Source organism: Brachybacterium sp. UNK5269, from assembly GCF_049266655.1.
GTDB lineage: Bacteria > Actinomycetota > Actinomycetes > Actinomycetales > Dermabacteraceae > Brachybacterium.
On record NZ_CP184883.1, the window covers coordinates 313,030 to 336,173 of the forward strand.

At 73.6% G+C, this 23,144-nt stretch carries 16 protein-coding genes; 9 read left to right on the forward strand and 7 right to left on the reverse strand.

Going from position 1 to position 23,144, the window contains the following annotated elements:
• Nucleotides 1-227 precede the first annotated feature (227 nt).
• A complete protein-coding gene (locus tag ACOJUI_RS01405; RefSeq protein WP_422116328.1) occupies nt 228-3,680 on the forward strand; it encodes an efflux RND transporter permease subunit in 3,453 nt (1,150 codons plus the stop codon).
• Between the two features lie 23 nt (nt 3,681-3,703).
• Here ACOJUI_RS01405 and ACOJUI_RS01410 read toward each other — a convergent pair whose 3' ends face one another.
• The gene (locus tag ACOJUI_RS01410) at nt 3,704-4,861 is read right to left on the reverse strand and encodes a glycosyltransferase family 4 protein (protein ID WP_422116329.1); all 1,158 of its coding nucleotides are present in this window, start codon (nt 4,859-4,861) and stop codon (nt 3,704-3,706) included.
• Nucleotides 4,862-5,104: 243 nt separating this feature from the next.
• Between ACOJUI_RS01410 and ACOJUI_RS01415 the strand changes: the two genes are divergently transcribed.
• From ACOJUI_RS01415 to ACOJUI_RS01425, 3 genes are all read left to right on the forward strand, one after another.
• Nucleotides 5,105-6,661: an ATP-binding protein gene (locus tag ACOJUI_RS01415; protein WP_422116330.1), complete on the forward strand. Its 1,557-nt coding sequence runs from the start codon at nt 5,105-5,107 to the stop codon at nt 6,659-6,661.
• A complete protein-coding gene (locus tag ACOJUI_RS01420; RefSeq protein WP_422116331.1) occupies nt 6,658-7,347 on the forward strand; it encodes a response regulator transcription factor in 690 nt (229 codons plus the stop codon). Before ACOJUI_RS01415 ends, ACOJUI_RS01420 begins: the two co-directional genes overlap by 4 nt.
• A 97-nt stretch (nt 7,348-7,444) precedes the next feature.
• A complete protein-coding gene (locus ACOJUI_RS01425; RefSeq protein ID WP_422116332.1) occupies nt 7,445-8,029 on the forward strand; it encodes a hypothetical protein in 585 nt (194 codons plus the stop codon).
• A gap of 135 nt (nt 8,030-8,164) precedes the next feature.
• On the opposite strand, the gene ACOJUI_RS01430 is transcribed toward ACOJUI_RS01425, so the two are convergent.
• The 3 genes from ACOJUI_RS01430 to ACOJUI_RS01440 form a co-directional block, all read right to left on the reverse strand.
• Nucleotides 8,165-9,139 carry a hypothetical protein gene (locus ACOJUI_RS01430; RefSeq protein WP_422116333.1) on the reverse strand — a complete coding sequence of 325 codons (975 nt, stop codon included), beginning with the start codon at nt 9,137-9,139 and terminating at the stop codon, nt 8,165-8,167.
• A gap of 241 nt (nt 9,140-9,380) precedes the next feature.
• Nucleotides 9,381-11,120, reverse strand: coding sequence for an ABC transporter transmembrane domain-containing protein (locus ACOJUI_RS01435; RefSeq protein WP_422116334.1), 1,740 nt, complete (start codon nt 11,118-11,120; stop codon nt 9,381-9,383).
• Nucleotides 11,110-12,276 (reverse strand): DUF1611 domain-containing protein, encoded by a 1,167-nt coding sequence (locus ACOJUI_RS01440; protein ID WP_422116335.1) that lies wholly within the window; start codon nt 12,274-12,276, stop codon nt 11,110-11,112. The genes ACOJUI_RS01435 and ACOJUI_RS01440 overlap by 11 nt, the downstream gene beginning before the upstream one ends.
• A gap of 145 nt (nt 12,277-12,421) precedes the next feature.
• Between ACOJUI_RS01440 and ACOJUI_RS01445 the strand changes: the two genes are divergently transcribed.
• Nucleotides 12,422-14,200, forward strand: a complete 1,779-nt coding sequence (locus tag ACOJUI_RS01445) for a hypothetical protein (protein ID WP_422116336.1) — start codon at nt 12,422-12,424, stop codon at nt 14,198-14,200.
• Nucleotides 14,201-14,204: 4 nt separating this feature from the next.
• Here the strand turns inward: ACOJUI_RS01445 and ACOJUI_RS01450 are convergent, their stop codons facing one another.
• A complete protein-coding gene (locus tag ACOJUI_RS01450; RefSeq protein WP_422116337.1) occupies nt 14,205-15,692 on the reverse strand; it encodes a pyridoxal phosphate-dependent decarboxylase family protein in 1,488 nt (495 codons plus the stop codon).
• A gap of 116 nt (nt 15,693-15,808) precedes the next feature.
• Between ACOJUI_RS01450 and ACOJUI_RS01455 the strand changes: the two genes are divergently transcribed.
• The 4 genes from ACOJUI_RS01455 to dnaB all read left to right on the forward strand — a co-directional run bounded on the left by ACOJUI_RS01455 (nt 15,809) and on the right by dnaB (nt 19,461).
• Nucleotides 15,809-16,132, forward strand: coding sequence for a GNAT family N-acetyltransferase (locus ACOJUI_RS01455; protein ID WP_422116338.1), 324 nt, complete (start codon nt 15,809-15,811; stop codon nt 16,130-16,132).
• Between the two features lie 44 nt (nt 16,133-16,176).
• On the forward strand, nt 16,177-16,725 hold the full coding sequence (locus tag ACOJUI_RS01460; protein WP_422116339.1) for a mycothiol transferase: 549 nt from the start codon (nt 16,177-16,179) through the stop codon (nt 16,723-16,725).
• Nucleotides 16,722-17,993 (forward strand): saccharopine dehydrogenase NADP-binding domain-containing protein, encoded by a 1,272-nt coding sequence (locus tag ACOJUI_RS01465; protein WP_422116340.1) that lies wholly within the window; start codon nt 16,722-16,724, stop codon nt 17,991-17,993. Before ACOJUI_RS01460 ends, ACOJUI_RS01465 begins: the two co-directional genes overlap by 4 nt.
• A 91-nt stretch (nt 17,994-18,084) precedes the next feature.
• Nucleotides 18,085-19,461 (forward strand): replicative DNA helicase, encoded by a 1,377-nt coding sequence (dnaB, locus tag ACOJUI_RS01470; protein WP_422116341.1) that lies wholly within the window; start codon nt 18,085-18,087, stop codon nt 19,459-19,461.
• A gap of 4 nt (nt 19,462-19,465) precedes the next feature.
• Here the strand turns inward: dnaB and ACOJUI_RS01475 are convergent, their stop codons facing one another.
• Nucleotides 19,466-20,431 (reverse strand): DNA topoisomerase IB, encoded by a 966-nt coding sequence (locus ACOJUI_RS01475; protein ID WP_422116342.1) that lies wholly within the window; start codon nt 20,429-20,431, stop codon nt 19,466-19,468.
• 95 nt (nt 20,432-20,526) lie between these two features.
• A complete protein-coding gene (locus tag ACOJUI_RS01480; protein WP_422116343.1) occupies nt 20,527-23,073 on the reverse strand; it encodes an excinuclease ABC subunit A in 2,547 nt (848 codons plus the stop codon).
• Nucleotides 23,074-23,144: the final 71 nt, after the last annotated feature.

Here is a 23,144-nt window from a genome sequence, read left to right on the forward strand (position 1 = left end):
TGCTCGGGCCGGCGACGGGGCGGTCGGGCGGCGGAGCCCGCGATGGGGAGGGACGAGGAAGCAGCGGCGGGCACCCGACCATTGTGCGACGAGCTCGTCGACGATGGTCGGGTGCCCGCTCGCAGGAAGCCGTGACATAGTGCCCTGCGGAGGACTCGACGCCGCAGCCTCTGCGCGCGGCATCCCGTCGTGCCGCCGCCCGTCGGAGCCGATCCTCGAGGAGCACGATGAATCGCCTGGCCACGCTGAGCCTGAACAACAGGTCCTTTATCGCACTGGTGTGCATCGCGGTGTCGATCATCGGCGTCTTCGCCATGACGACCATGCGCCAGGAGCTCATCCCCTCGGTCTCGCTCCCGCAGATCCAGGTGGTCACCACCACACCGGGCTCCTCCTCCGAGCAGGTCCGGGAGCGGATCACCGCTCCGGTCGAGCAGTCCCTGAGCGGACTGGAGAACGTCGAGGGGACGTCCTCGAGCTCGCAGGCCGGCGTCTCGATGGTCACCGTCGAGCTGACCTACGGCACCGACGTGGCCCGCTCCTCGAACCAGGTCGAAGCCGCCCTGACCCGCATCGAGGACCAGCTCCCCGAGGACACGGACCCGCAGGTCATCGCCGGCGGCACCAGCGACCTCCCGGCGGTCGTGCTCTCGGTGTCCTCCGATCTCGAGCCCTCCGACCTCGCCACCCGGCTGGACGCCCAGGTGACGCAGGAGCTCGAGCGCGTGGGCGGCGTCTCGTCGGTCGCCGTCATCGGGGCTCCCGAGGAGATCGTGCGGATCACCCCGGACGAGGCGGCCCTGGCGGAGAACGGGCTGACCGAGGACGACATCACCACCGCGCTGGACGCCCATGGGCTGTCGCTGCCCGGCGGCTCCGTGGTCGACGGCGAGCGCACCCTCGACGTGGTCCTCGGCCGCAGCGTCGACAGCATCGAGAGCCTCGAGGGGATCGTGCTGATGCCCGCCGACGACGCCGCGGCGGAGGACGAGGCCCCGGCGGGCGGCGAGGGCCGGCAGCCCGAGCAGCCGCCCGCCCCGGTCACCCTCGCCGAGGTCGCCGCCGTCGAGCGCGCCACCGAGGACCCCACCTCGATCTCCCGCACCAACGGCCGCCAGTCGCTGGTGCTCCTGGTCACCGCGACCGCCGACGGCAACGTCGTGGACATCTCCGGCGACGTCGAGGCCGTGCTGGCCGAGACCCTGCCGGGCGTCGGCGGCAGCGCCGAGGCCGACGTGGTCTTCGACCAGGCCCCCTTCATCCAGGAGTCGATCCTCGCGCTCGCCGAGGAGGGCCTGCTGGGCCTCCTCTTCGCCGTCGGCGTGATCCTGCTGTTCCTGCGGCGGGTGCGGCCCACCGTCGTCACCGCCATCTCGATCCCGACCTCGCTGCTGATCGCCTTCATCGGCATGTACGTCACCGGGTACACGCTGAACATGCTGACCCTGGCGGCGCTGACGATCTCCATCGGCCGGGTCGTCGACGACTCGATCGTGGTCATCGAGAACATCACCCGCCACCTCGCCTACGGCAAGACCAAGCGCCGCGCGATCCTCGACGGCGTCAGCGAGGTGGCCGGCGCCATCACCGCCTCGACGCTGGCGACCGTGGTGGTGTTCCTGCCGATCGCGATCGTCTCCGGGCTGGCGGGCGAGCTGTTCCGACCCTTCGCCCTGACCGTCGGCATCGCGATGCTGAGCTCCCTGCTGGTGGCGCTGACCATCGTCCCGGTGCTCGCCTACTGGTTCCTGAAGCCCCCGAAGGGCCAGGAGGACGTCGACCCCGACAACGCCGAGCAGGTCGCCCGGATCCGCGAGCAGGCCGAGGCGAAGGAGGAGCGCAGCTGGCTGCACCGCGTCTACGCGCCGCTGCTGCACCTCGTGCTCGACACGCTCCCGCGCCGACTGCTCACCCTCGGCGCCTCGCTGCTGGTGCTGGTGGGCACCGTCTTCCTGATCCCGCTGGTGAACATCAGCTTCCTGGGCGACACCGGGCAGAACATCGCCTCGCTCACCCAGACGCTGCCGGCCGGCAGCAGCCTCGAGCAGTCCTCGCAGAAGGCCACCGAGAGCGAGGAGGCGCTGCTCGCCCTCGACGGGGTCGAGACCGTCCAGACCACCATCGGCGGCAGCCAGTTCGGCTTCGGCGGGGCGACCAACGAGGTCAGCTTCTCGATCACCACCGACCCCGACGCCGACCAGGAGATCCTGCTCGACGAGATGGTCGCCGCCCTCGAGGACATCCCCGAGGCCGGCAGCATCGAGGCTGCCGACGTCGCCTCGCCCACCGGCTCCAGCTCGGTCGACATCCTCGTCACCGGGCCCACCGCGCAGGACCGTCAGGCCGCGAACGACGCGCTCCTGGCCGAGCTCGACCCGCTGCCCGAGGGCGTCTCCGAGGTCGACACCGATCTGCAGGGCGACCAGCCCACCGCCGTGGTCACCGTGGACCGCGAGGCCGCGGCCCAGCGGGGACTGACCGAGGAGGCCGTGATCGGCCTGGTCGCCCAGCAGATGTACCCGGGCGCCATCGGCACCATCACCCTGGACGACAACGAGCTCGACATCTACGTGGCCGGCGGGGAGACCGTCGACACCTTCGCGCAGCTGCAGGACATCGCGCTGCTGGGCGCCATCCCCCTGACCGACGTCGCCAGCGTCGAGGAGGAGCTCTCGCGCCCCTCGATCGCCACCCAGGACGGGCTGGAGACGGTCACCGTCTCGATCACCCCGTCGGGCGAGAACGTCCAGCCGGCGACCGACGCCGCGAACGCCGCGATCGAGGCGGCGGACCTGCCCGAGGGCGTCGACGCCACCATCGGCGGCACCGCGGCCGACATCGACGAGACCTTCGGCCAGCTCGGCATCGCCATGCTCGCCGCGATCCTGCTCGTGTACGTGCTGCTGGTGTGGATCTTCAAGTCCCTGATCCAGCCGCTGATCCTGCTGGTCTCGATCCCCTTCGCGGCCACCGGTGCCCTCGGCCTGCTGGTCATCACCGGCGTCCCGCTGGGCCTGCCCTCGATGATCGGCCTGCTGATGCTGGTGGGCATCGTGGTCACCAACGCGATCGTGCTGATCGACCTGGTCAACCAGTACCGACGCCAGGGCATGACGCTCGATGTGGCCCTGCACCAGGGCGCCGCCAAGCGTCTGCGCCCGATCCTGATGACCGCTGCCGCGACCATCTTCGCGCTGATCCCGATGGCCCTGGGCATCACCGGCAATGCCGGCTTCATCGCCCAGCCGCTGGCCGTGGTGGTCATCGGCGGTCTCGTCTCCTCGACCCTGCTGACCCTGGTCATCGTGCCGGTGCTCTACCGCATCGCCGAGGATCCGGCCGAGAAGCGCCGACTCCGCCAGGAGGCGCGCACGGCCGAGCTGCGCGAGGCCCGCGAGCAGGCGCAGGCGGAGAAGCGCGCCGCTCAGCAGGCGCAGGAGCGGGAGGCGGTCCGCCGCGTGGAGTCGGAGCCGGCCATCAGCGCCGGCGCCCAGCAGTCCGGCCCGGACGAGTCCGGCCCCGTCCGGCCCTCCGCCGCCGCTCCCGGCGGGTCCGGCGCCCGCACCGGCGGTACGGTCCGCACGTCCGCCGACGCCTCACCCGGTCATGGACGCCGCAGGTCGCTCAGGGAGCGCGGCGGCATCGTCGGCATCGTGCGGCGACGCCTCGGTCGCGACTGACCCGGGCGCGGCGTCCGCGCCCGTCAGGCCGTCCCGCTCCGCGGTGCGGGCCCTACCTGGCAGGCGCGGACGATCTGCTGGCGGTAGACCTCGGGCGCGTGCCGCCGCAGCGCCTCGGCGCGGGAGGCCGGCAGCTGCTCGACGATGTCGGACCAGTTCTCGACCAGGTACGAGAGCGCTTCGGTGATCTCCGCGGCATCATCGGCCCGCACCACGCGGGTGGTCCGGTAGGCGCGAGCCGCCTCACGCAGCCCGTTCGCGTCGCCGGCCACCACGGGTCGCAGCGCGAGGACGCCCTGGACGAGGGTGGTGCCGGACGGCGCCGCGAAGCGGGTGGGCACGACGAGCACGTCGGCCGCCGCGAGGAAGATCGCGCTGTTCTCGTGCGCGCCGGCGAACTCGACTTCCACGTCGCTGTCGGCGGCCTGCTCGTGCAGCTGCTCCTCGAACCACCGGTTCTCCTCGCAGGCGGCTCCGAGGAGGGTGACGTCCGCGCGGCGTCCCTGATGCAGCAGCGCTTTCGCTGCCTCGATGACGAGGTCCGGTCCCCTCGCCGGGGTGAGCCGCCCGATGTAGAGGATCCGCAGGGGTCCCTCGAGCGGCTCCCTCGGCGGCTTCGGGTGCGCGGGGGACGCGACCGGGGGCGGGACGATCTCCGCGCGGCGCGCCGAGCCCGGCAGCACCCGGTTGATCGATCGCAGGCTGGACCGACTGTCGACCAGGACGCGCCGGGAGGCGAGGTGGGGGAGGTAGAGGATCACCTCGAGCACGCGGGAGCGCGAGCGCTCCGTCTCGTGGAGATGGCTGATGGAGGGGATGCCGCGCAGTCGCGCGAGGGCGGGCCACTGCGGGATGAGGGCCGTGGAGACGTACACGACGTCCGGGCGCACCCGGGACAGCGTCCGCCAGGCCCCGATCAGCCCGGCCGTCGCGCCGCGCAGGAGCAGCCACCAGGCGCCCGGTCTCAGCAGCGCCCGTCGCGCCACCAGCATCGGCACGATCTGCACCTCCGCACCGGTGCGGCGCAGCTGCGCCACGAGCGGCCCCTCGGCGGGCAGGGCGACGACCACGCGGCACCGCGCCTCCCGCAGCCCTGTCACGCTCTCCAGCAGCACCCGGTCCGAGCGGAGCAGCTCCGCCCCGGGATGGACGACCAGGACCGTCCGTGGGCGCGTGCTCATCCGACGCGCTCGTCACGGCGTCGTCGGGCGAGGGCGGGCGTCGGGGACGAAGGGCCGGCGCTCTTCGCCGGGTCGAGGGCGCGTGCCGGGACGATGGCAGGATGTTCGGGCATGGCGGAGCGACCAGCGCCGCCCCGCGCGTCAATGTCCGATTTACACCACATTATCCCAATTTACCCCGGCAATGGACGGACGTCCAGGGGCCACCCGACCAACCTGCGTCACGTCCCCTACGATGCGCCCATGGCCCCCCTTCGCGAGCGCATCGCCGGCTCGGCGCGAGGCCGGACCGTCCGCACGCGGATGCTGACGACGATGCTGGCCTTCATGGCGGTCGGACTGGCCGTCACCGGCGTCCTCACCTATGCCGCGCAGTTCCGGGCGCTCGACCAGCGCGTCGACCGGGAGCTCTGGCAGGAGTACAGCGAGCTCGCACTGATCGCCGAGGACACCGACGACGAGGGCCGTCCCGTGCACAGCTCCGTGGACAGCGTGCTGGTGCACGCCACCGGCGCCGCGGCGCCGTCGGACCACGAATCCGTCCTGACCTTCATCGACGGGCAGCGCCGCTACCAGCCCAGCCAGCAGGACTACGCGCTGATGCCCGACGGCTCCGCGGATTCCGCACGCATCCAGCAGCAGATCCTGGACGCCCACGTCCCGGGCCGCACCGTGATCGTCTCGATGGAGGCGCACGGCCGGGACCTGCGGGTGCTGATCGCCTCGGTGGACGTCGCCGGCGACGAGGCGCAGGGCATCTTCGTGGTGGCCAACGACATCGGCTCCCAGCGGGCCGAGCTGTGGCGCAGCGCCGTCACCTTCGCGGGCCTGTCGGTGATCACGCTGGTGGTCGCCGGCTGGGTGGGCTACGTCGTCACCGGGCGGCTGCTGCGACCGCTCGAGGACCTGCGCGCGGCCACCGAGCAGATCACCGTGGTCGACCTCGAGCATCGGGTGCCGGTCCCCGAGGGCCGGGACGACGTGGCGGCCCTGGCGCGGAACTTCAACCGCATGCTCGCACGCATCCACGCCGGCTTCGCCGAGCAGCGCCGCTTCATGAGCGACGTGGGCCACGAGCTGCGCACCCCGCTGACCATCGTGCGCGGCACCCTGGAGACCACCGACGTCGAGGACCCGGACGACGTGCGCGAGTCCCGCGAGATCGCGTACGAGGAGCTGGACCGGATGGGCCGGGTCGTCGGCGACCTCTCGGAGCTGGCGGCCTCGAAGCGCCCCGACTACGTGCGCCTGCGGCCCGTGGACCTGCAGCACTTCGGGCGCTCCGCCTTCGCCCGCATCGCGCACATCGCCGAGCGGGAGTGGATCCTCGAGCGCGAGGTCGACGTGGTCGCCGACGCCGACGAGCAGCGGCTGACCCAGGCGGTCGTGCAGCTGGCCGCCAACGCCGTGCGGTACAGCGAGGACGGCAGCCGGATCTTCTTCGGGGTTGACCTGGTCTCCGGCCCGGACGGTCCCGAGATCCACGTCAGCGTGCGGGACGAGGGCGTCGGCATCGCCCCGGACGACCAGCGACGCATCTTCGAGCGCTTCACCCGGGTCGATGCCGGCCGCGGCGGAGGCACGGGGCTCGGCCTGCCGATCGTGCTCGCGATCGCCGAGGGGCACGGCGGCGAGGTGCGCGTGCTCTCGAGACCGGGTCGTGGTTCGACCTTCACCATCGTGTTCCCGCAGTTCACGAGCGCGGGACATACTGGGGGCCGGCGGGCGCCGGAGCACCGGGACGGCTCGTCGCCGGCCGCGGACGACCGCATCAGCAGCCAGGGGAGGGACGAGGGATGAGGATCCTCATCGCCGAGGACGAGGCGCGCATCGCCCGCTTCATGGAGCGCGGACTGAAGGCGAACGGCTACGCCTCGACCGTGGTCGAGGACGGCATCGCCGCCCTGGACCTCGCCTCCAGCGGGGACTTCGACCTGCTGATCCTCGATGTGGGGCTGCCCCGCATGGACGGCTTCCAGGTGCTCAAGGCGCTGCGCGGGATGGACGTGCAGATCCCGATCCTCATGGTCACCGCCCGCACCGGGGTGGACGACACGGTGCAGGGCCTCGAGGGCGGGGCCAACGACTACATCGCCAAGCCCTTCCGCTTCGAGGAGCTGCTGGCGCGGGTCAAGCTGCGCGCCCGGGAGGCCACGGCGGGGGCGGGGGCGGTCAGCGCCGACGTGCTCGCGCTGGGGGACCTCTCGCTGGACCTGCGCACCCGGATCGCGACCTGCACCGTCGGCGGGGAGCAGCGCTCGGTGGAGCTGTCCTCGCGCGAGTTCACCATGGCCCGGGTGTTCCTGGAGAACCCGAACCAGGTGCTCACCCGCGACCTGCTGCTGTCGAAGATCTGGGGCTACGACTACGACGGGGCCTCGAACGTGGTCGACGTCTACGTCGGGTACCTGCGCGGCAAGCTCGGCGCGCCCCGGCTGGTGACCGTGCGCGGCGCCGGCTACAAGCTCGTGGATCCGGCGGCCTGACCGGTCACGGGCCGGTCGGGCCTGGTCAGGGCCCGGATGAGAGACCTCTCATGAGCCCTTCACCGCCCCTTCATCGCGGGCGTCGACCATGGCGGGCATGAAGACTCTGCGCACCCTGGGGATCATCGTGGCCGTCGCGCTCGCCGCGGTCGCGCTGGCCGTGCTGCCCGCCCTGGAGGAGGTGCCGACCGCCCGCGAGGGCATCTCGATCGGCGCGCCCTCCGATGCGGGCGGTGCGGGGGAGGCCGCCGCGGCCGCCGACGCCCCCGCACCGCCGGCCCGCGACCCCGCCGCCGAGGGGGCCGCCGTCCCGCTCCCGCAGCCCAGCGCCACCGAGCAGCCGGTCCGCGGGATCCACTCCGACACCGGGGTGGGCGCCATGCGGCCCGAGGCGTCCCCGGAACCGGCGCCCGCCCCGGCGCCTGCTCCGCAGCCGGCCGCGGAGCAGCCCCGCTCGGGCGGGAGCAGCGGTGCCTCCGGCTCCGGCGAGAGCGGCAGCGCCTCGGGCTCGGGCGGCTCGTCCGCCGGCTCCGGCGGCGGCAGGAGCACGCCGCCGCGCCCCTCCGGCGTCTGCGAATGGGACGACGGTTCGCTGGAGTGCGAGGACGCCGACGCCGACGACGACGGTGACGACGACGACGACGATGATGACGACGAGGACGATGACGACGACGATGAGTGATCCGTGATGATGACGACGACTGACCAGCGTGCCGCCGGCTGGGAGAACGCGTTGCCATCCGGGTCACACAATCGAGCACGGCGATAGTTCTGACCGTGGAAGCCTCATCGCTGAGGTCGCCGTTGCGAAGCTGGTTCAGGCGCTCAAAGCGGGGTGCACCGTGAGTGAGCCGTCGCTGTAGCGCGCGATGTTGATGGTGACGTCCGTCGACCGGGTGTTGACGGCGACCTCGTCTCCAAGGGCTCGTAGTGGGTACGCCGTGCGGAGAAGGTCGTCCACGTCCTTGTGCGTGATGACGATGTTGCGCAGACCGGTGTCGCGCTTGATCTCGAGACTCGACAGTCTCAGGAGTACCGCTGAGACAGCGGCGTCCAGGTCATCGATGCGCATCTCGTCCGTCTGCAGCGACCGCACGAAAGTAGGGAAGAGTTGATCTTCGTCGGCGTGCTGGGCGTGCTCGACTGCCTGCAGCACCAGCACTCGGCGTGTAAGAGCGATCGCGAGCCGCGCAAGCTCGAGGTGGGCGTAGAAAGTGCCCCCAGCTTCGCCGATTCCTGGGAAAGCCTCTCTGAGGCGAGCGATCTCGACGGGACCGTCGGGGAACGTGGACAGCGTGGACTGCCACTTCTTGACGCGACGGCCCGCTCTTTCGACCGCGGTGCCAATCGCATGGACAGCAGCGTCCAGTCCCAGCGTGAGCCCGAGACTGCCTCGGTTAAGAAGGATTGACGTCGCCTTGTCGATAGCTCCACGGCAACCGTCCAGCTCGCTTCGCTCGTCGTCGAGCTTGTCAACATGGAGCATTTCAAGCAGGTCGGTGAGGTGGTCGATCGACTCCTGGCGCTGGTGCTCGGCGTAGGCGCTGACCCCGACAGCGACGGCCATGACGATGAGAGGCGCGGCGACGGTGATCGCGCCAGCACCGGCGGCTGCTCCTGCTGCCGCCGACGTGCCAGCAACTGCAGTTGTGGCGGTGACGGGGACGAACGTGGCGCTCGCTGTGATCCGGCTAGCATCGCGCAAGGCGCTGTGGATCCCGCCGGGCACCGCATTGGAGGACAAGGGCGTCACGAGTCCTTTGCCGACCTGCGCGGCGACCTTCGCCGGCACCACCATCCGGTACGGCGTCTCGCCGCTCTCAGCGACCGCCGCCGGTGGAGACCCAGATCTCACGGTCTGCGCGACGAGCTGGGAAAGGTGGGTCGCCAATGGGCTCGCGGCATGCAACGAGACGCCGCCGGCCCGCTTGAGCTCGGTCGGCAGCGGGTGCGCCTCAAGCGTGGCGATCGGGGCGTCTGCGAGCGTGGTGAGATGCGGTGGGGCCGACGGCGGCGGGTCGATCGCCCCCTTCTCACTCGTCGTCGTCCTCCATCGCCCGGCCCTCCGCCCGCGCGCCCATGCCCACCGGGTCGGGCGTCTCCTCGCCCGCCACTGGGAGCAGGTGGTGCTCCCGGGCGCCCAGCCGGGCGGCGAGGGCGTCGGAGGCGACCATCACCACCACCCCGCGGTAGTCGGCCAGCACCTGCGCGAGCATCGAGCGGCCCGCGTCGTCGAGGTCGCCCTCGAGGCCGTCGATGAGCAGCAGCGGAGGCGTGCCGTAGAGCGCGCGGGCCAGCGCCAGGCGGGCCCGGTCGGAGCGGGTCAGCGGCTCCCCGCCGCGACGCAGGGTGGTGCGGGGGCCCTTCGGGAGCGTGGACAGGTCCAGGCCCACCAGGTCCAGGACCTCCTGGTCGCAGGCCGCGTCGAGGTCGGGGCGCCGGTAGTGCAGGGCGCGGGCGACCGTGCCGCGCTCGAACACGGCGTGGGCGCTCGCGGAGCCCATCAGCACCCGGGTGCGCCGGGTGCCGAGGGCGCGGAGGTTCTCGCCGGTGACCCACAGGGAGTCCGGCGCGCCGCTCTCGGGGCCGGGGGAGAGCTCCAGGAGGCGGCGGATGAACTCGTGCGGGGCGCGGGGGTCCTCGGAGACCAGGCGCACCCGGTCCCGCGGCCGTCCGCGCACCGGATCGCCCGGCGCGGTCAGGCCCGGCAGTTCCAGATGCACCACCACGGACCCGTCGGCCGCGGCCTGGGGCGGCGCGACCTGCGCGGAGATCCGCCGCCGCGCCCTGGCGCTCCGCCGGCGCTGCTCGGCGCCGGCGATCGCCGGACCCAGCACCATCCGGGCGGAGCGGTAGGTCTGGCGGTACTCGACGATCCGTCCGATCTCGAGCACCGGGGTCGAGGCGATCCCGGCGACCGCCATCGCCGCCATCGTGACCCCCGCGTCCAGTCCCAGGTAGGTGCCGGTCGCGGCCACCAGCAGGGTGGTCAGGGTGGAGGCGACGATCCCGCCGGCGCGGATGGTGCCGACGGTCTCGGCCCGGTCCACCGCGATCTCCACCAGGCTGCCCGAGGCGTCGCGGATGTTGCGCAGCTCGCGCCTGGTGCCTCCCGAGGCGAGGATGCCGTCGGAGGCGGTGACAGTGTCGGCGATGCGGGAGGCCAGCCGGCCGCGGGTGCGGCGCATCTGCCGGGTCTTGATCAGGGCGGTGCGTGCCCACACCAGCAGGCACAGCGCGAGGACCACCAGCGGCGCGGCGAGCGCGGCCGCCAGGGCGGGATGGAGCACCACGAGGGTGACCAGGCTGCCGCCGATCAGGGGCACCGCGACGGTGAGCGGGGCGATGCCCTGGGAGACCCAGTTGCGCACTCCGGAGAGGTCGTTGGTGGTGCGGGCGATGGTCACCCCGAGCGAGGTGGTGTGCCCGGGGGTGAGGGCATCGCCGAGCAGGACCAGCCGCAGCTGGTGGACGTAGTCCTGGCCGAGCTTCTCGGCGATCACCCGCTCATGGACCTTGAGGGCGCCGATCGCCAGCGCGGCCAGCACCAGCAGCACCAGGGCGCGCAGCAGCAGCTCCGAGGAGCCGGCCGGGGCCGCCTGCAGCTTGACCAGCGCCCAGGCCGAGAGCGCCCCGAGGCCGGCCTGCCCGAGTCCGAGCAGCACGAGCAGGCCCAGCCAGGCCCGTCGTGCCCCGCGCAGCAGCGGCGGCAGCGGGGGAGCGTTCTTCAGCAGCCCGTTGGGCAGTGCGACCGGTTCGCGCTCACGCGGCATCGGCGGCGGCCTCCTCGAGCAGGTCGGCGACCAGCTCCTGGGCGACCTCGGCGGTGCCGAGGTCGAAGGTCGCCACCACCGGCACCTCGAGGGCGCGGCGGGCCTCGGCGGTGGCCAGCGGGGAGCTGGTGACCACCCCGGAGACGAAGGCGGGCACCAGGCCCAGGGCGCCCAGCGCGCCGACGCCGCCGACCGCGCCGAGCGCGTCGCCGGCGGCGAAGGCCACCCGGTTCACGACCCGCCCGAACTCGGCGTCGGCCAGCAGGCGGGTGGTCTCGCCCTGGTAGACGCCGTCGGCGATCTCCAGGAGCACCACGTCGGGGCGCTCGGGGCCGCCGGCGAGCTCGTCGGCCATCGACAGGAACAGGTCGCGGACCTCCTCGATGTCGACCTGGAAGGTCGAGGAGTAGCCGAAGTCGGTGAAGTCCAGGACCCGGTGGGCGCCGGCGTCGAGGAACAGGTTGTAGTCGTTGCCGGCCCCGGTGCCGGTGACCTTGCCCGCGGCGACCCGCAGCCCGGCGGCGGCCAGGCCGTGGGCGAGCTGCGCGAGCACGGTGGACTTGCCGGAGTTCATGGAGGTGCCGAGCACCGCGATCACCGGCACCTCGTGCGCGGGACGCCGGTCGTGGGAGGCGAGGCCGCGCAGGGTGCGGTGGGCGGCGGCGCGGGCCAGGGTGACCGGACCGTGCGCGTCGCGGATCACGCCGATCGGCTCGATCTCGGTGGGGGAGCCGACGCCGGAGTGCTGGTCGACGACCCGCGAGGCCAGTCCGCCGGCCGCCGCCAGGTGCGCGGGGCCGAGATCCCCGGGGACCATCGCCAGGAACTGGTCGGCGGCGTAGCGGCTGCCGTAGGCGACGACGATCTCGTCGCCCGCGAAGAGGATCTGGCGACGGGAGACCGGGCTCTCGAGGCGCTTGTGGTGGCCGATCGAGGTCACCCGGGCCAGCACCACCTCGCCGGCCTGGGGGACGTGGTCCTCGGTGATGAGGTCGACGCCCTCGGTGCGGCGCAGGAACGCCCCGACATTGCGGGTCGAGAAGGCGTGCTTGGCCCGCTCGATCCGGGCGCGGGCCTCCGCGGCGGCAGGGGCGGCGGTGAGGGCCGCGGGCGCCGCGGTGGTGGCAGCGGCGGTCTCGTGGTTCAGGATCGTCATCGGAGGCTCCTCGTGAAGGGTGTCGGCGGCCGGCCCGGGGAGGTCCGTGCCTGTCGAGGAGCAGTGAACGCCCGGCGGATGAAGTCGCGATGAGCCGTCGATGAGAGGGATCTCAGACTCGCCGCGGCTTGGTAGGTTGCGCTGTGTGATCATCTCCGGCGCAGCCTCCGTCCCGGACCCCGGTGGTGAGCACGGCCGGGGCGCCCTGCCGGACCTCGACGAGCTGCGCGTCGCCCTGCGGCCGGCGGAGCTGCCGCTGCCCCGCCCGCGCGATGTGCGCGAGGCCGCGCACCGGGTCGGGGACCTGGTCAATGCCGAGCGCTTCGGTGAGGCGCGGGCGCTCGCCGAGCACTTCCGCGCGCTCCCCGCCGCCCCCGCCGACCGTCTCGCCCTGCTGCGCGCCGCCCTCCGTGCGGCCTTCGCGCTGGGCGACGGAGAGCAGATCGAGCGGGACGCCGCCGACCTGGTCACGCTGCTGCGCCGCAGCGGCCACCCCGAGCAGGCCGCGGCGACGGTGACGGTCCTGCTCGAGCGCGGCCCGCTGGGCGGCCGCTCCTCCGCCGCGACCCGCTCGGCCCTCGAGGCGGCCTGGAGCCCGCGCGGTCGCCGCCGCGGGGAGCCCGCGCAGGCCCCGCCGGAGCTGCTCGCCATCGCCCGCGCGCTGGAGCTGTCCATGCTCCCCAGCCCCGCCGCCCGCGCCGGCACGGTGGATCCGCGGCGGGCCGTCGCCCGCCTGCGCGCGGCGCTGACCGCGCTGCCCGCGGTGAGCGAGCGCCTGCTGGTCGACCCCGAGCAGGAGCTGCGGCTGCGGCTGGCCCAGGCGCTCGAGGCCGTGGGCGACACCGCGGGGGCGACCACGGCCGCCCTGGACGTGCTGGAGCTCGCCGAGCAGGAGGAGGCCGACGCCGGCGGTCCGGTCGCGGATCTCTCGCGCACGGCCACCGCCGCCCATGCGGTGCTGGCCCGCACCCTCGGCATCGAGCACCCGCTGCAGGCGGTGCGCCATGCCCTGGACGCCCTGGACGCCCTCCACGACGTCGAGGACCCGCCGCTGCGGATCGGACTGATCACCGCGCTGCTGCAGGCGCTGATGGCCGCCGGGGCCACCGCCCAGGCCTCCTTCACCGCCGGTCGTCTCGCCTCCCTCCAGCGCACCCTGGGCCGGGACGCGCTGCGCACGACCCCGCTGCTGGCGGTCGCGGCGCAGCGCGTGCAGGCCCAGCGGTACGACGCCGCGCGGGTCCCGCTCGAGCAGGCCCGCGGCATCGCCCGCGAGCACCGCGACCATCGCGCGCTGCTGGAGGCGGCCCGGCTCGCCGCCAGCATCCACGAGCGCACCGGCGACCACGGGGCCGCGCTCGTCGAGCTGCGCCGTCTGGCCGCCGCGGCCGGCTGGCTCGTCGACGACCTCGCCACCCCCGGCCCGGAGCGGGGGCCGTACCTGCGCACCGAGCTGTCGGCGAACGCGCTCGCCCTGCGCCGGGCCCTGGACCTCGGACGCACCGACGCGGCGCTGGCGGCGGCCCGGGCGATCGAGCGGCGCACCCGCCCCGACGGCGGCCGGCCGGTGCTGCCGCCCGAGCTGCTGTGGGACCACCGGGTCGACGCCCGGGCGGGAGCGTTCATCGCGCTCGGCCAGGCGCCGGCCCGCGGGGCGGGGGGCTCGGGTGAGGCCGACCTCGAGCGCGCGCGCCAGGAGGTGATGCAGGCGATCGACGAGGTGCCCGCGGGCCATGAGCCCCGCGCCCGGTACTGGGCCGCCTACGTCGATGACCACCATGCCCACCTGCTCGCGGCGGACGACGCCCAGACCGCCCGCGCCCGGCGCGCCGCCCAGCGCGCCCGCGAGGGCTGGACGCACCTCGGACGGGACCAGGACGTCACCCGCATCGACGCGCTGCTGGAGCGCCTGGGCGCCGACTGAGCCCTCAGCTCCCGTCGGCCGCGAGCATGGTGGTGCGCAGCACCTCGATCACCGCGCCGGGATCCGTCGCGGGGTTCACGAAGGCGAGCCGCAGCGCGGTCTCGCCGAGCACGGCGGTGGGCACGCACAGCAGCGTCCCCTCCGTCGCCAGACGCTGCGACCAGCGACGATAGGCTTCCTGGGTCCAGCCGGGGCGGCGGAAGACGACGACGGACAGCTCCGGCTCGAGCAGCAGCTCGAGATGGTCCAGCTGCTCGATCGCGCGGGCGACGGTGCGGGCGCCGGCCAGGCAGCGCTCGATCGCGGCGGAGTACGCGGCGGTGCCGTGCGTGGCCAGGGAGTACCACAGCGGCATCCCGCGGGTGCGCCGCGAGAGATGGGCGGCGAGGTCGGCAGGATTCGACTCGCCGCGGTCGATCGAGTCGAGATAGGCGGCGTGCTGGGAGTGCGCGGCGGCCGCCGGACGCGGGTCGCGGTAGACCAGCGCGCAGCAGTCGTAGGGGGCGAACAGCCACTTGTGGGGGTCCACGATGAAGGAGTCGGCCCGTTCGATACCCGTGAAGCGGGCCCGGACGCTGGGCGCTGCCAGCGCGGCCCCGCCGTAGGCGCCGTCCACATGCACCCAGGCCCCGTGGCGGTGGGCGACCTCCACCACCGCGGCGAGGTCGTCGACGATCCCCGCATTGGTGGTCCCGCCCGAGGCGACCACCGCGCAGATCCGCTCGTCGGCGTCGAGCAGCGGGGCGAGCGCCTCCCCGGTGAGGTGCCCGCGCTCGTCGAGGGGCACCGTGACCACCTCCATGTCCAGCAGGCGGGCGGCCGCGGAGACCGAGGAGTGCGCGGTCGCGGCGCAGGCCAGCGCCCAGCCGCCGGCGGGGCGCGCGCCGCGGGTGCGCAGCGCGTGGTCCCGGGCGGTGGCCAGGGCGGAGAGGTTCCCGCTGGTGCCGCCGGCGACGAAGACCCCGGCCGCGTCCGCCGGCCAGCCCAGCAGGTCGGTGATCCAGCGCAGCACCTGGTTCTCCGCGAAGATCAGGCCCGCGCCGCTCTCCCACATCCCGCCGAAGACGTTCGCGGCGGAGACCACGGTGTCGAAGGCGACCGCGGCCCGGGTGGGGGCGGCGGGGATGTAGGCGAGGTTCATCGGGTCCTCGGCGGAGCGGGTGGCCGGCAGCAGCACCTCGTCGAACAGCTCCATCGCGCGCCGGGCGCCGATGCCGCGCTCGGTGATGGTCTCGCCGACGTCCGCCTGCAGCTCGGCGGCGCTGCGCGCGGTGGTCTTGGGATCGGTGGCGACGGTGGTGTGGGCCGCGGCCCAGCGCAGCGCCATGCTCACCGCCTCCCGCTCGTCGCCCCAGACCTCGGAGGGCTCGCGGTGGCTCTGCAGGGCGTCGGAGGCGCGGGAGAAGGCGCGGCGCTCCGCCGCCGCGGCGGCCGGCCCACCTCCCGTGGCGGCGCTGCGGTCGGGACGGTGGTCGGTTCGCTCGTTCAGCACGCCCAGCATGGTCGCACGGGGACGCGGCCGCGACCGGCGGGACGGGCGGTCGGGGCTCTGTCGGCGTCGGCCGGCCTGCCGTACCGTGGAGGCACCGGCGGAGGGAGCTGCGTCCCATGACCGACATCGACGAGCATCAGCACGGCCCCGAGGAGCGCATCGCGGTGCGCGACAACACCGGCGCGGAGCGCTACGAGGCGGTCCGCGCGGGCCAGACCGTCGGGATCCTCATCTACGAGCGCGCCCGCGGGCGCATCGAGCTCGTCCACACCGTCACCGATCCCGCGCACCGCGGCGAGGGCGTGGCCTCCGTGCTGGTGCGCACCGCCCTCGCCGAGGCCCGGGCGAGCACGCTGAGGGTCACGGTGATCTGTCCCTTCATCGAGAGCTGGCTGCAGCGCCACCCCGAGCAGGGCGAGGGCGTCGTCGCCGCGGATTGAGGGTTCCGCTGACGGCCGGCACCCGGGCGGCGTAGCGTCGAGCCATGGACTGCCTCGACCTCCTCCGCGACCTCGCCTCCCGCCCCCGTCACGCCGCCGCGCAGCTGCGGCCCCAGCTCGACCCCGCGACGCTGAACGCGCGCCCCGGCGGCCATGACAACTCGGTCGCCTGGCTGCTGTGGCACTCCGGCCGGGAGATCGACGTGCAGCTCGCCGCCCTCACCGGTGACCACGAGGTCTGGACCGCCCAGGGCTTCGATGCGCGCTTCGGCCTGGGCCCCGCGGGCGACGCGGTCGGCTACGGCCACAGCCCCGAGGAGGCCCGCCGGATCATCGTCGAGGACGCCGAGCTGCTGCTGGGCTACGTCGACGCCGCGCTCGCCGCGGTCGACACCCACCTCGGCGCGCTCGCCGCATCGCAGCTCGACGACGTCGTCGACGCCGAGTGGGACCCGCCGGTCACCCGTGGCGCCCGACTGGTCAGCATCCTCGACGACGCCATCCAGCACATCGCCCAGGCCGCCTACGTGATCGGGATGCCCGCCGCGACGGACTCGGTCATGCCGACCGATCTCGAGGATCCCGCACCGTGAGCGCCGGCCACCGGCCGGATTCGATCATCGCGGTGCTCGGCGCGACCGGCATCACCGGCCGCGTCGCGCTCGCGCATCTGCAGGAGCGCGCCGAGGCCGCCGGGATCACCGTGCGCGCGGGCGGGCGCGATCCCGACCGGATCCGCGCGCTCTGCGCCCGCCGCGGCATCCCCGTCCCGCAGCTCGTCCGCGCCGACGTCGAGGACCCCGCGTCCCTGGACGATCTGCTGCGCGGCGCCGCGGTGCTGATCAACCTGGCCGGGCCCTACACCCGCCTGGCCCCGCCGGTGCTTGCGGCCTGCCTGCGCAGCGCCACCCACTACCTGGACCTGACCGGGGAGCCGCAGCTGGTGATCCGCACCGACCGCGACCTGCACTCTGCGGCCAAGGAGGCCGGTATCGCGCTCGTGCACACGGCGGGCTTCGAGGCGCTGCCGATGGACGTGCTCACCGACCTCGCCCGCCGCGCCGCCGCCGCGCGCGGCCATCAGCTGCGCTCGGCGGACCTCGAGGTCTCGGTGACCGCCGCCCCCGGCGCGGGCCTGCTCGACGCGGTCTCCGGCGGCACGATCCAGAGCCTGCTGGCGAGCCTCGCCGATCCGGAGCCGCCGCGGATGGCCGACGTGGCGGTCCGCATCCCCGCCGACGGCGCCGCTCCCGGCACCGCCGGTGACGCCGACGAGGTGCGGGCGGCCTCCCCGCTGGTGCTGCGGGCCCGGTTCCCCCGCGGCCGGGCGCTGGCCCCGCAGTCGCCACTGGCGACCATCAACCCGCCGGTGATCCACCGCACCCAGGCGCTCTCGCCGGTCCCGGGCGCGGCGCAGGCGCCGCTGGCGTACCGCGAGGCCATGTCCCTGGGCGCGGCCACCCCGGCCGGCCGCGCCGCCGCGCACTCCATCGCCGCCGCCCAGCGCGGCATGGTCCGCCTCTCCCGGCTGCCCCACCCCCTGCGCGCCGCGGTCGCCGCGGGGCTGGGGCGCGTGCTGCCCGCGAGCGGGGAGGGACCGGGCCAGGACGTCGACGCGGGCTGGTCGTGGTCGATCCGCGGCACCTTCACCACCCATCAGCGGACCGTCTTCGAGGCGAGCTGGGAGGCGACCGGCAACCCCGGCTACGGCACCACCCCGCGGATGGTGGCCGAGCTCGCGATCCGGATCGCCCGACGCGGGGTGCCGGAGGCCGCGCTCGGCTCCTCCACCCCGGCGCTCGCGCTGGACGGCGACGTCGCGGCGCTGCGACCGGCCGGGGCCGAGATCCGCCTCATCTGAGCGCGGGGCATCCGCCCTCCCCAGCGCCCGCCCGTCCCCACCGGGGGAACCTCACGTCCCGGAGGTCGGCCGGGCTTCCTACACTGGCTCGGTGACATCTACTCAGGCCTTCGAAGCCGGACCCGACCGCGGGCTGGAGCGCACCCCTCCCCAGGACCTCGCCGCCGAGCGCGGCGTGCTGGGCGGCATGATGCTGTCCAAGGACGCCATCGCCGACGTCGTCGAGACCGTCCGCGGCCACGACTTCTACCGTCCCGCTCACGAGATGATCTTCGAGGCGATCATCGACCTGTACGGCCGCGGGGAGCCCGCCGACCTGGTCACCGTCTCCGACGAGCTCAACAAGCGCGGCGAGCTGCAGCGGGTGGGCGGCGGCGCCTACCTCGCCGACCTCATCGACATGGTCCCCACCGCCGCCAACGCCGGCTACTACGCGGAGATCGTGGTCGAGCGCGCCACCCTGCGCCGCCTGGTCGAGGCCGGCACCCGCATCGTCCAGCTCGGCTACGCGGCCGACGGCGGCGAGGTCGACGAGGCCATCAACGAGGCCCAGGCCCAGATCTACGCGGTCACCGAGCGCGGCCAGAGCGAGGACTTCGTGCCGCTGGGCGAGGTGATCGACGAGACCCTCAACACCATCGAGGCCACCCAGAACCGCGGCGGCCAGGTCACCGGCATCCCCACCGGCTTCGCGGAGTTCGACGAGCTCACCCAGGGCCTGCACGGCGGGCAGATGATCATCTTCGCCGGCCGCCCCGCGATGGGCAAGACGACCCTGGGCATGGACGTGCTGCGCTCCGCCTCGATCCACAACGGCATGGCCAGCGTCATCTTCTCCCTGGAGATGGACAAGACCGAGATCACGATGCGACTGCTCTCGGCCGAGTCGCAGGTGCCGATGAACCGCATGCGCGACGGCTCCATGGACGACCGCGACTGGCAAGCGATGGCCCGCGCCATGAGCCGCATCGCCGACGCCCCGCTGTTCATGGACGACAGCGCGAACATGTCGCTGATGGAGATCCGGGCGAAGTGCCGCCGGCTCAAGCAGAAGCACGACCTCAAGCTCGTGGTGATCGACTACCTGCAGCTGATGAGCTCGGGCAAGAAGGTCGAGTCCCGTCAGCAGGAGGTCTCCGAGTTCTCCCGCGCCCTGAAGCTGCTGGCCAAGGAGATCGAGGTGCCGGTCATCGCGATCTCGCAGCTGAACCGCGGCAGCGAGCAGCGCCAGGACAAGACCCCGATGATGAGCGACCTGCGCGAGTCCGGCTCGATCGAGCAGGACGCCGACCTCATCCTGCTCATCCACCGCGAGGACTACTACGAGAAGGAGTCCGCCCGCGCCGGCGAGGCGGACCTCATCATCGCCAAGCACCGCAACGGCGCCACCAAGACGATCCCGGTCGCCTTCGAGGGCCACTACTCCCGGTTCCGGGACATGGCCGGCGCGGGCGGCTTCAGCGGCTGAGCGCTCAGCCCAGCACCAGGTCCCGCAGCGCCGCCGCGGGGGAGCGGGAGGTGTCCAGCAGCTGCCCGCGCCGGTAGCGGCTGAACACCCGCGGATCGATGTAGGACCCGCGCGCCACCGCGGGGGTGTTCCCGAGCGCGCTCGAGGTCGCCTTCACCGCGGCGACCTCGGCCTTGGAGCGGGCCCGGCGGCCGCGCACCGGCCCGATCTCGGCGAGGGTCCGGGCGGCGACGATGGTGCCGCGCAGGGTGCGGAAGTCCTTGGCCGTGAAGGCGCCGTCGGTGACCTCGGCGATGTACGCGTTGACCATCGGCGGGAACAGGTGACGCCGGCGCCGGCCCTCTCGCCAGCTCAGCAGGCGGGTGCGCGGATCGCCCGCGACCAGCAGCTCCATCGCCGCCGCCAGCTCCGCGTCCTCGAGGCTCAGGTGGTTCACGATCCGGCCCTTGCCCACGAAGCGCAGGGTCACCTGCGCCCCATCGACCCGGGCGTGCCGCCGCTGCAGGGTGGTCAGTCCGCGGCTGCGGCCCTTCCGCAGCGCCGACTCGGAGCCCATCCGCAGCCCGGTGAGGTCCAGCAGCCGGAAGGCGACGGCCAGCACCAGCTCCTGGGTGATCTCCCCGCCGCGCAGGGCGCGGGTGACGCGCCGCCGCGCCCGCGGCAGCGTCTCGGCCAGGGCCAGCGCCCGTTCGTACTTGTCCCGCTCGCGGCGGCTCTGCCAGCGGGGGTGGTAGAGGTACTGCCGGCGCCCGTCGGCGTCGGTGCCCACGGCCTGGATGTGTCCGTCCCCGTCCCGGCAGATCCACACCTCGGTCCAGGCCGGCGGGATCACCAGCGCCTCGATGCGCTGCCGCTCCGCGGCCGACGCCGGCCTGCCGTCGGGGCCCGGATAATGCACGGTGCCGTCCTCGGCGTAGCGCCGGGAGAAGCCGGGGTCGATCCCGGGGGCCACGCGGTGCAGACGAGCCATGGCGCTCCTCCCGGATCCGATGGCGTGATCGTAGGCCCGCCGGCCGCGATCCGGCACCGGAGCGACCGATCGGTGGGGAGCGTCCGCTGCGCCGATCACCTCTGCGTGAGCCACCGCCCGGTGATGCTGGCCTCCGCCGTGGCGATCTCGGCCGGGGTGCCCTGCGCGATGATGCGCCCACCCTTCTCGCCGGCGCCGGGACCCATGTCGATCACATGGTCGGCCTGGGCGATGACGCGCGGGTCATGCTCGACGACGACCACGGTCTGACCTGCGTCCACGAGCCGGTTGAGCTCGTTGACGAGCAGGTCCGTGTCAGCAGGGTGGAGCCCGGAGGTCGGCTCGTCGAGCAGGTACACGCTGTGGCCGCGCACCGTGCGCTGCAGCTCGGTGGCGAGCTTGATCCGCTGCGCCTCCCCGCCGGAGAGTTCGGTGGCGGGCTGTCCGAGCGTGAGGTAGCCGAGGCCGATCGCCGCGAGCGCGTCCAGGGCACGGGCGATGCGGGGGTCCTCGGCGAACACCTCGCGCGCCCTGGTGACGGACAGGTCCAGCACGTCGGCGATCGTGCGGCCCTCCCACTGCACCTCGAGCGTCTCGGGGTTGTAGCGCGTGCCGCGGCAGCGGGGGCAGGTGGCGTAGGAGCCGGGCAGGAACACCAGCTCGACCTCGATGTGCCCGGTGCCGCTGCATTCCGGACAGCGGCCCTCGGCGACGTTGTAGGAGAAGCGGCCCACGCCCCAGCCTCGTGATCTGGCGGCCGGGGTGTCCGCGAACAGTCGCCGCACCCGGTCGAACAGGCCGGTGTACGTGGCGAGGCAGGAGCGTGGGGTGCGGCCGATCGGTTTCTGCGTGAGGTGCACGAGCCGGTCGATGCCCTCGCTGCCGCGGACCTCCGCATACCGCAGCTGATCGTCGGGGGACCCGTCACCGCCCCGGAGGGGGCTCTCCCCCTCCGTGTCGATGGCCGGGTCCGGGTCGTCGGCGACGGTGGTGCGCACATGGTCGCCGAGCACGGTGCCGAGGCCGTGGAGCAGCAGGGTGCTCTTCCCGGCGCCGGAGACCCCGGTGATCGCGGTGAACGACCGCAGCGGAAGTCGCAGATCGACGTCGCGGAGGGTGCGGATGCGCACGGAGTCGATCTCGAGCCATCCGCCGAGCTCACGCGCCTCGGCGCGGCCCCTGAGCGGGAGCGGCGGCGGGCCCAGGTAGCGGGAGGTCACGGAATCGTCGGCCTCGGAGAGGCCCTCGACGACGCCCGAGTACAGCACCTCGCCGCCGTCGGTGCCGGCGCCGGGGCCGACGTCGATGATCCAGTCGGCGTCGGCCACCAGGGTCATGTCGTGCTCGACCAGCAGCACCGAGTTGCCCTCGGCGATGAAGGTGTCCAGCAGGTGCCGCAGCACGCCCTTCTCGCTCGGGTGCAGCCCGGCCGACGGCTCATCGAGCACGTAGGCCACACCGAACAGGCCCGAGCGCAGCTGCGAGGCCAGTCGCAGCCGCTGCAGCTCACCGGTGGAGAGGGTCCGGGCCGGACGGTCCAGGGCGAGGTGGCCGAGACCGAGGCCCACGATCGTGCGCAGCACCGGCAGCACGGAGGGCAGCAGGATCCGCTCGGCCTCGTCCTCGGGGGAGCCCTCACCCTCGGGCAGCGACGCGAGACGCCCGCTCAGCTCGGTCAGGAGATCCTCCAGAGGCAACTGCATGAGCTGCCAGATCGGCAGGCCGACGTAGGTGACGCGCAGGGCGTCGGGCCCCAGGCGGTGCCCGTCGCACAGCGGACAGGTCGAGACCTCGAAGTGGGACAGGGCCCGACGGCGCGTGGACTCCGCGGCGGAGTTGGACACCGTGTCGCGCAGATACCTCTCGACGCTGCGCCACTGGCCGCGGTAGGTGCCGTGGGCCTGGCCGGGCTCGCGCAACGGCTCGACGGTGACCACCGGCTGCTCCTCGGTGTGGAGGATCCAGTCGCGGACCCCCTCCGGCAGCTCGCGCCAGGGGGCGTGGATGTCGATGCCGAGGGTGGCCAGGATGTCGCGGAAGTTCGTGCCCAGCCACGCCCCGGGCCATGCCGCGATCGCGCCGTCGGCGATCGAGAGCGAGTCGTCGGGGACCATCGAGGACTCCGTCGGCTCCCGCAGGACACCCGCTCCGTGGCAGCGCGGGCAGGCGCCGTCCGGCGTGTTCGGGGAGAAGAAGTCCGAGGTCAGACGACCGCTGTGGAGGGTCGAGTCGCGCTCGAGGACGTCGGGGGGATGCTCCCCGACCCGCGAGTACAGCAGGCGGATCGAGTTGGAGAGATTCGTGGTGGTGCCGACGGTGGAGCGGGAGCCGCCGACGGAGGTGCGCTGCTCGAGGGCGACGGTCGGCGGCATCCCGGTGACGGACTCGACGCGGGGATCGACGGCGCTGCCGATGAGGCGCCGGGCGAACGGTGCGACGGACTCGAGATAGCGGCGCTGGGACTCCCCGTGGATCGTGCCGAAGGCGAGGGAGGACTTGCCGGAGCCGGAGATGCCGGTGAAGGCGACGAGGCGGCCGCGCGGCAGATCCACGTCGACGTCCCGCAGATTGTGCAGGCGGGCTCCTCGCACATGGACGAAGCCGTCGTCGGTGCCGGCCAGGGAGACGTCGGAGAGATCCATCTGGTCAACGTAACAAGCGGCAGGACGCGGACCGGACGTGCTGCGCCCTCACCAACACCGGCGATGGTCGA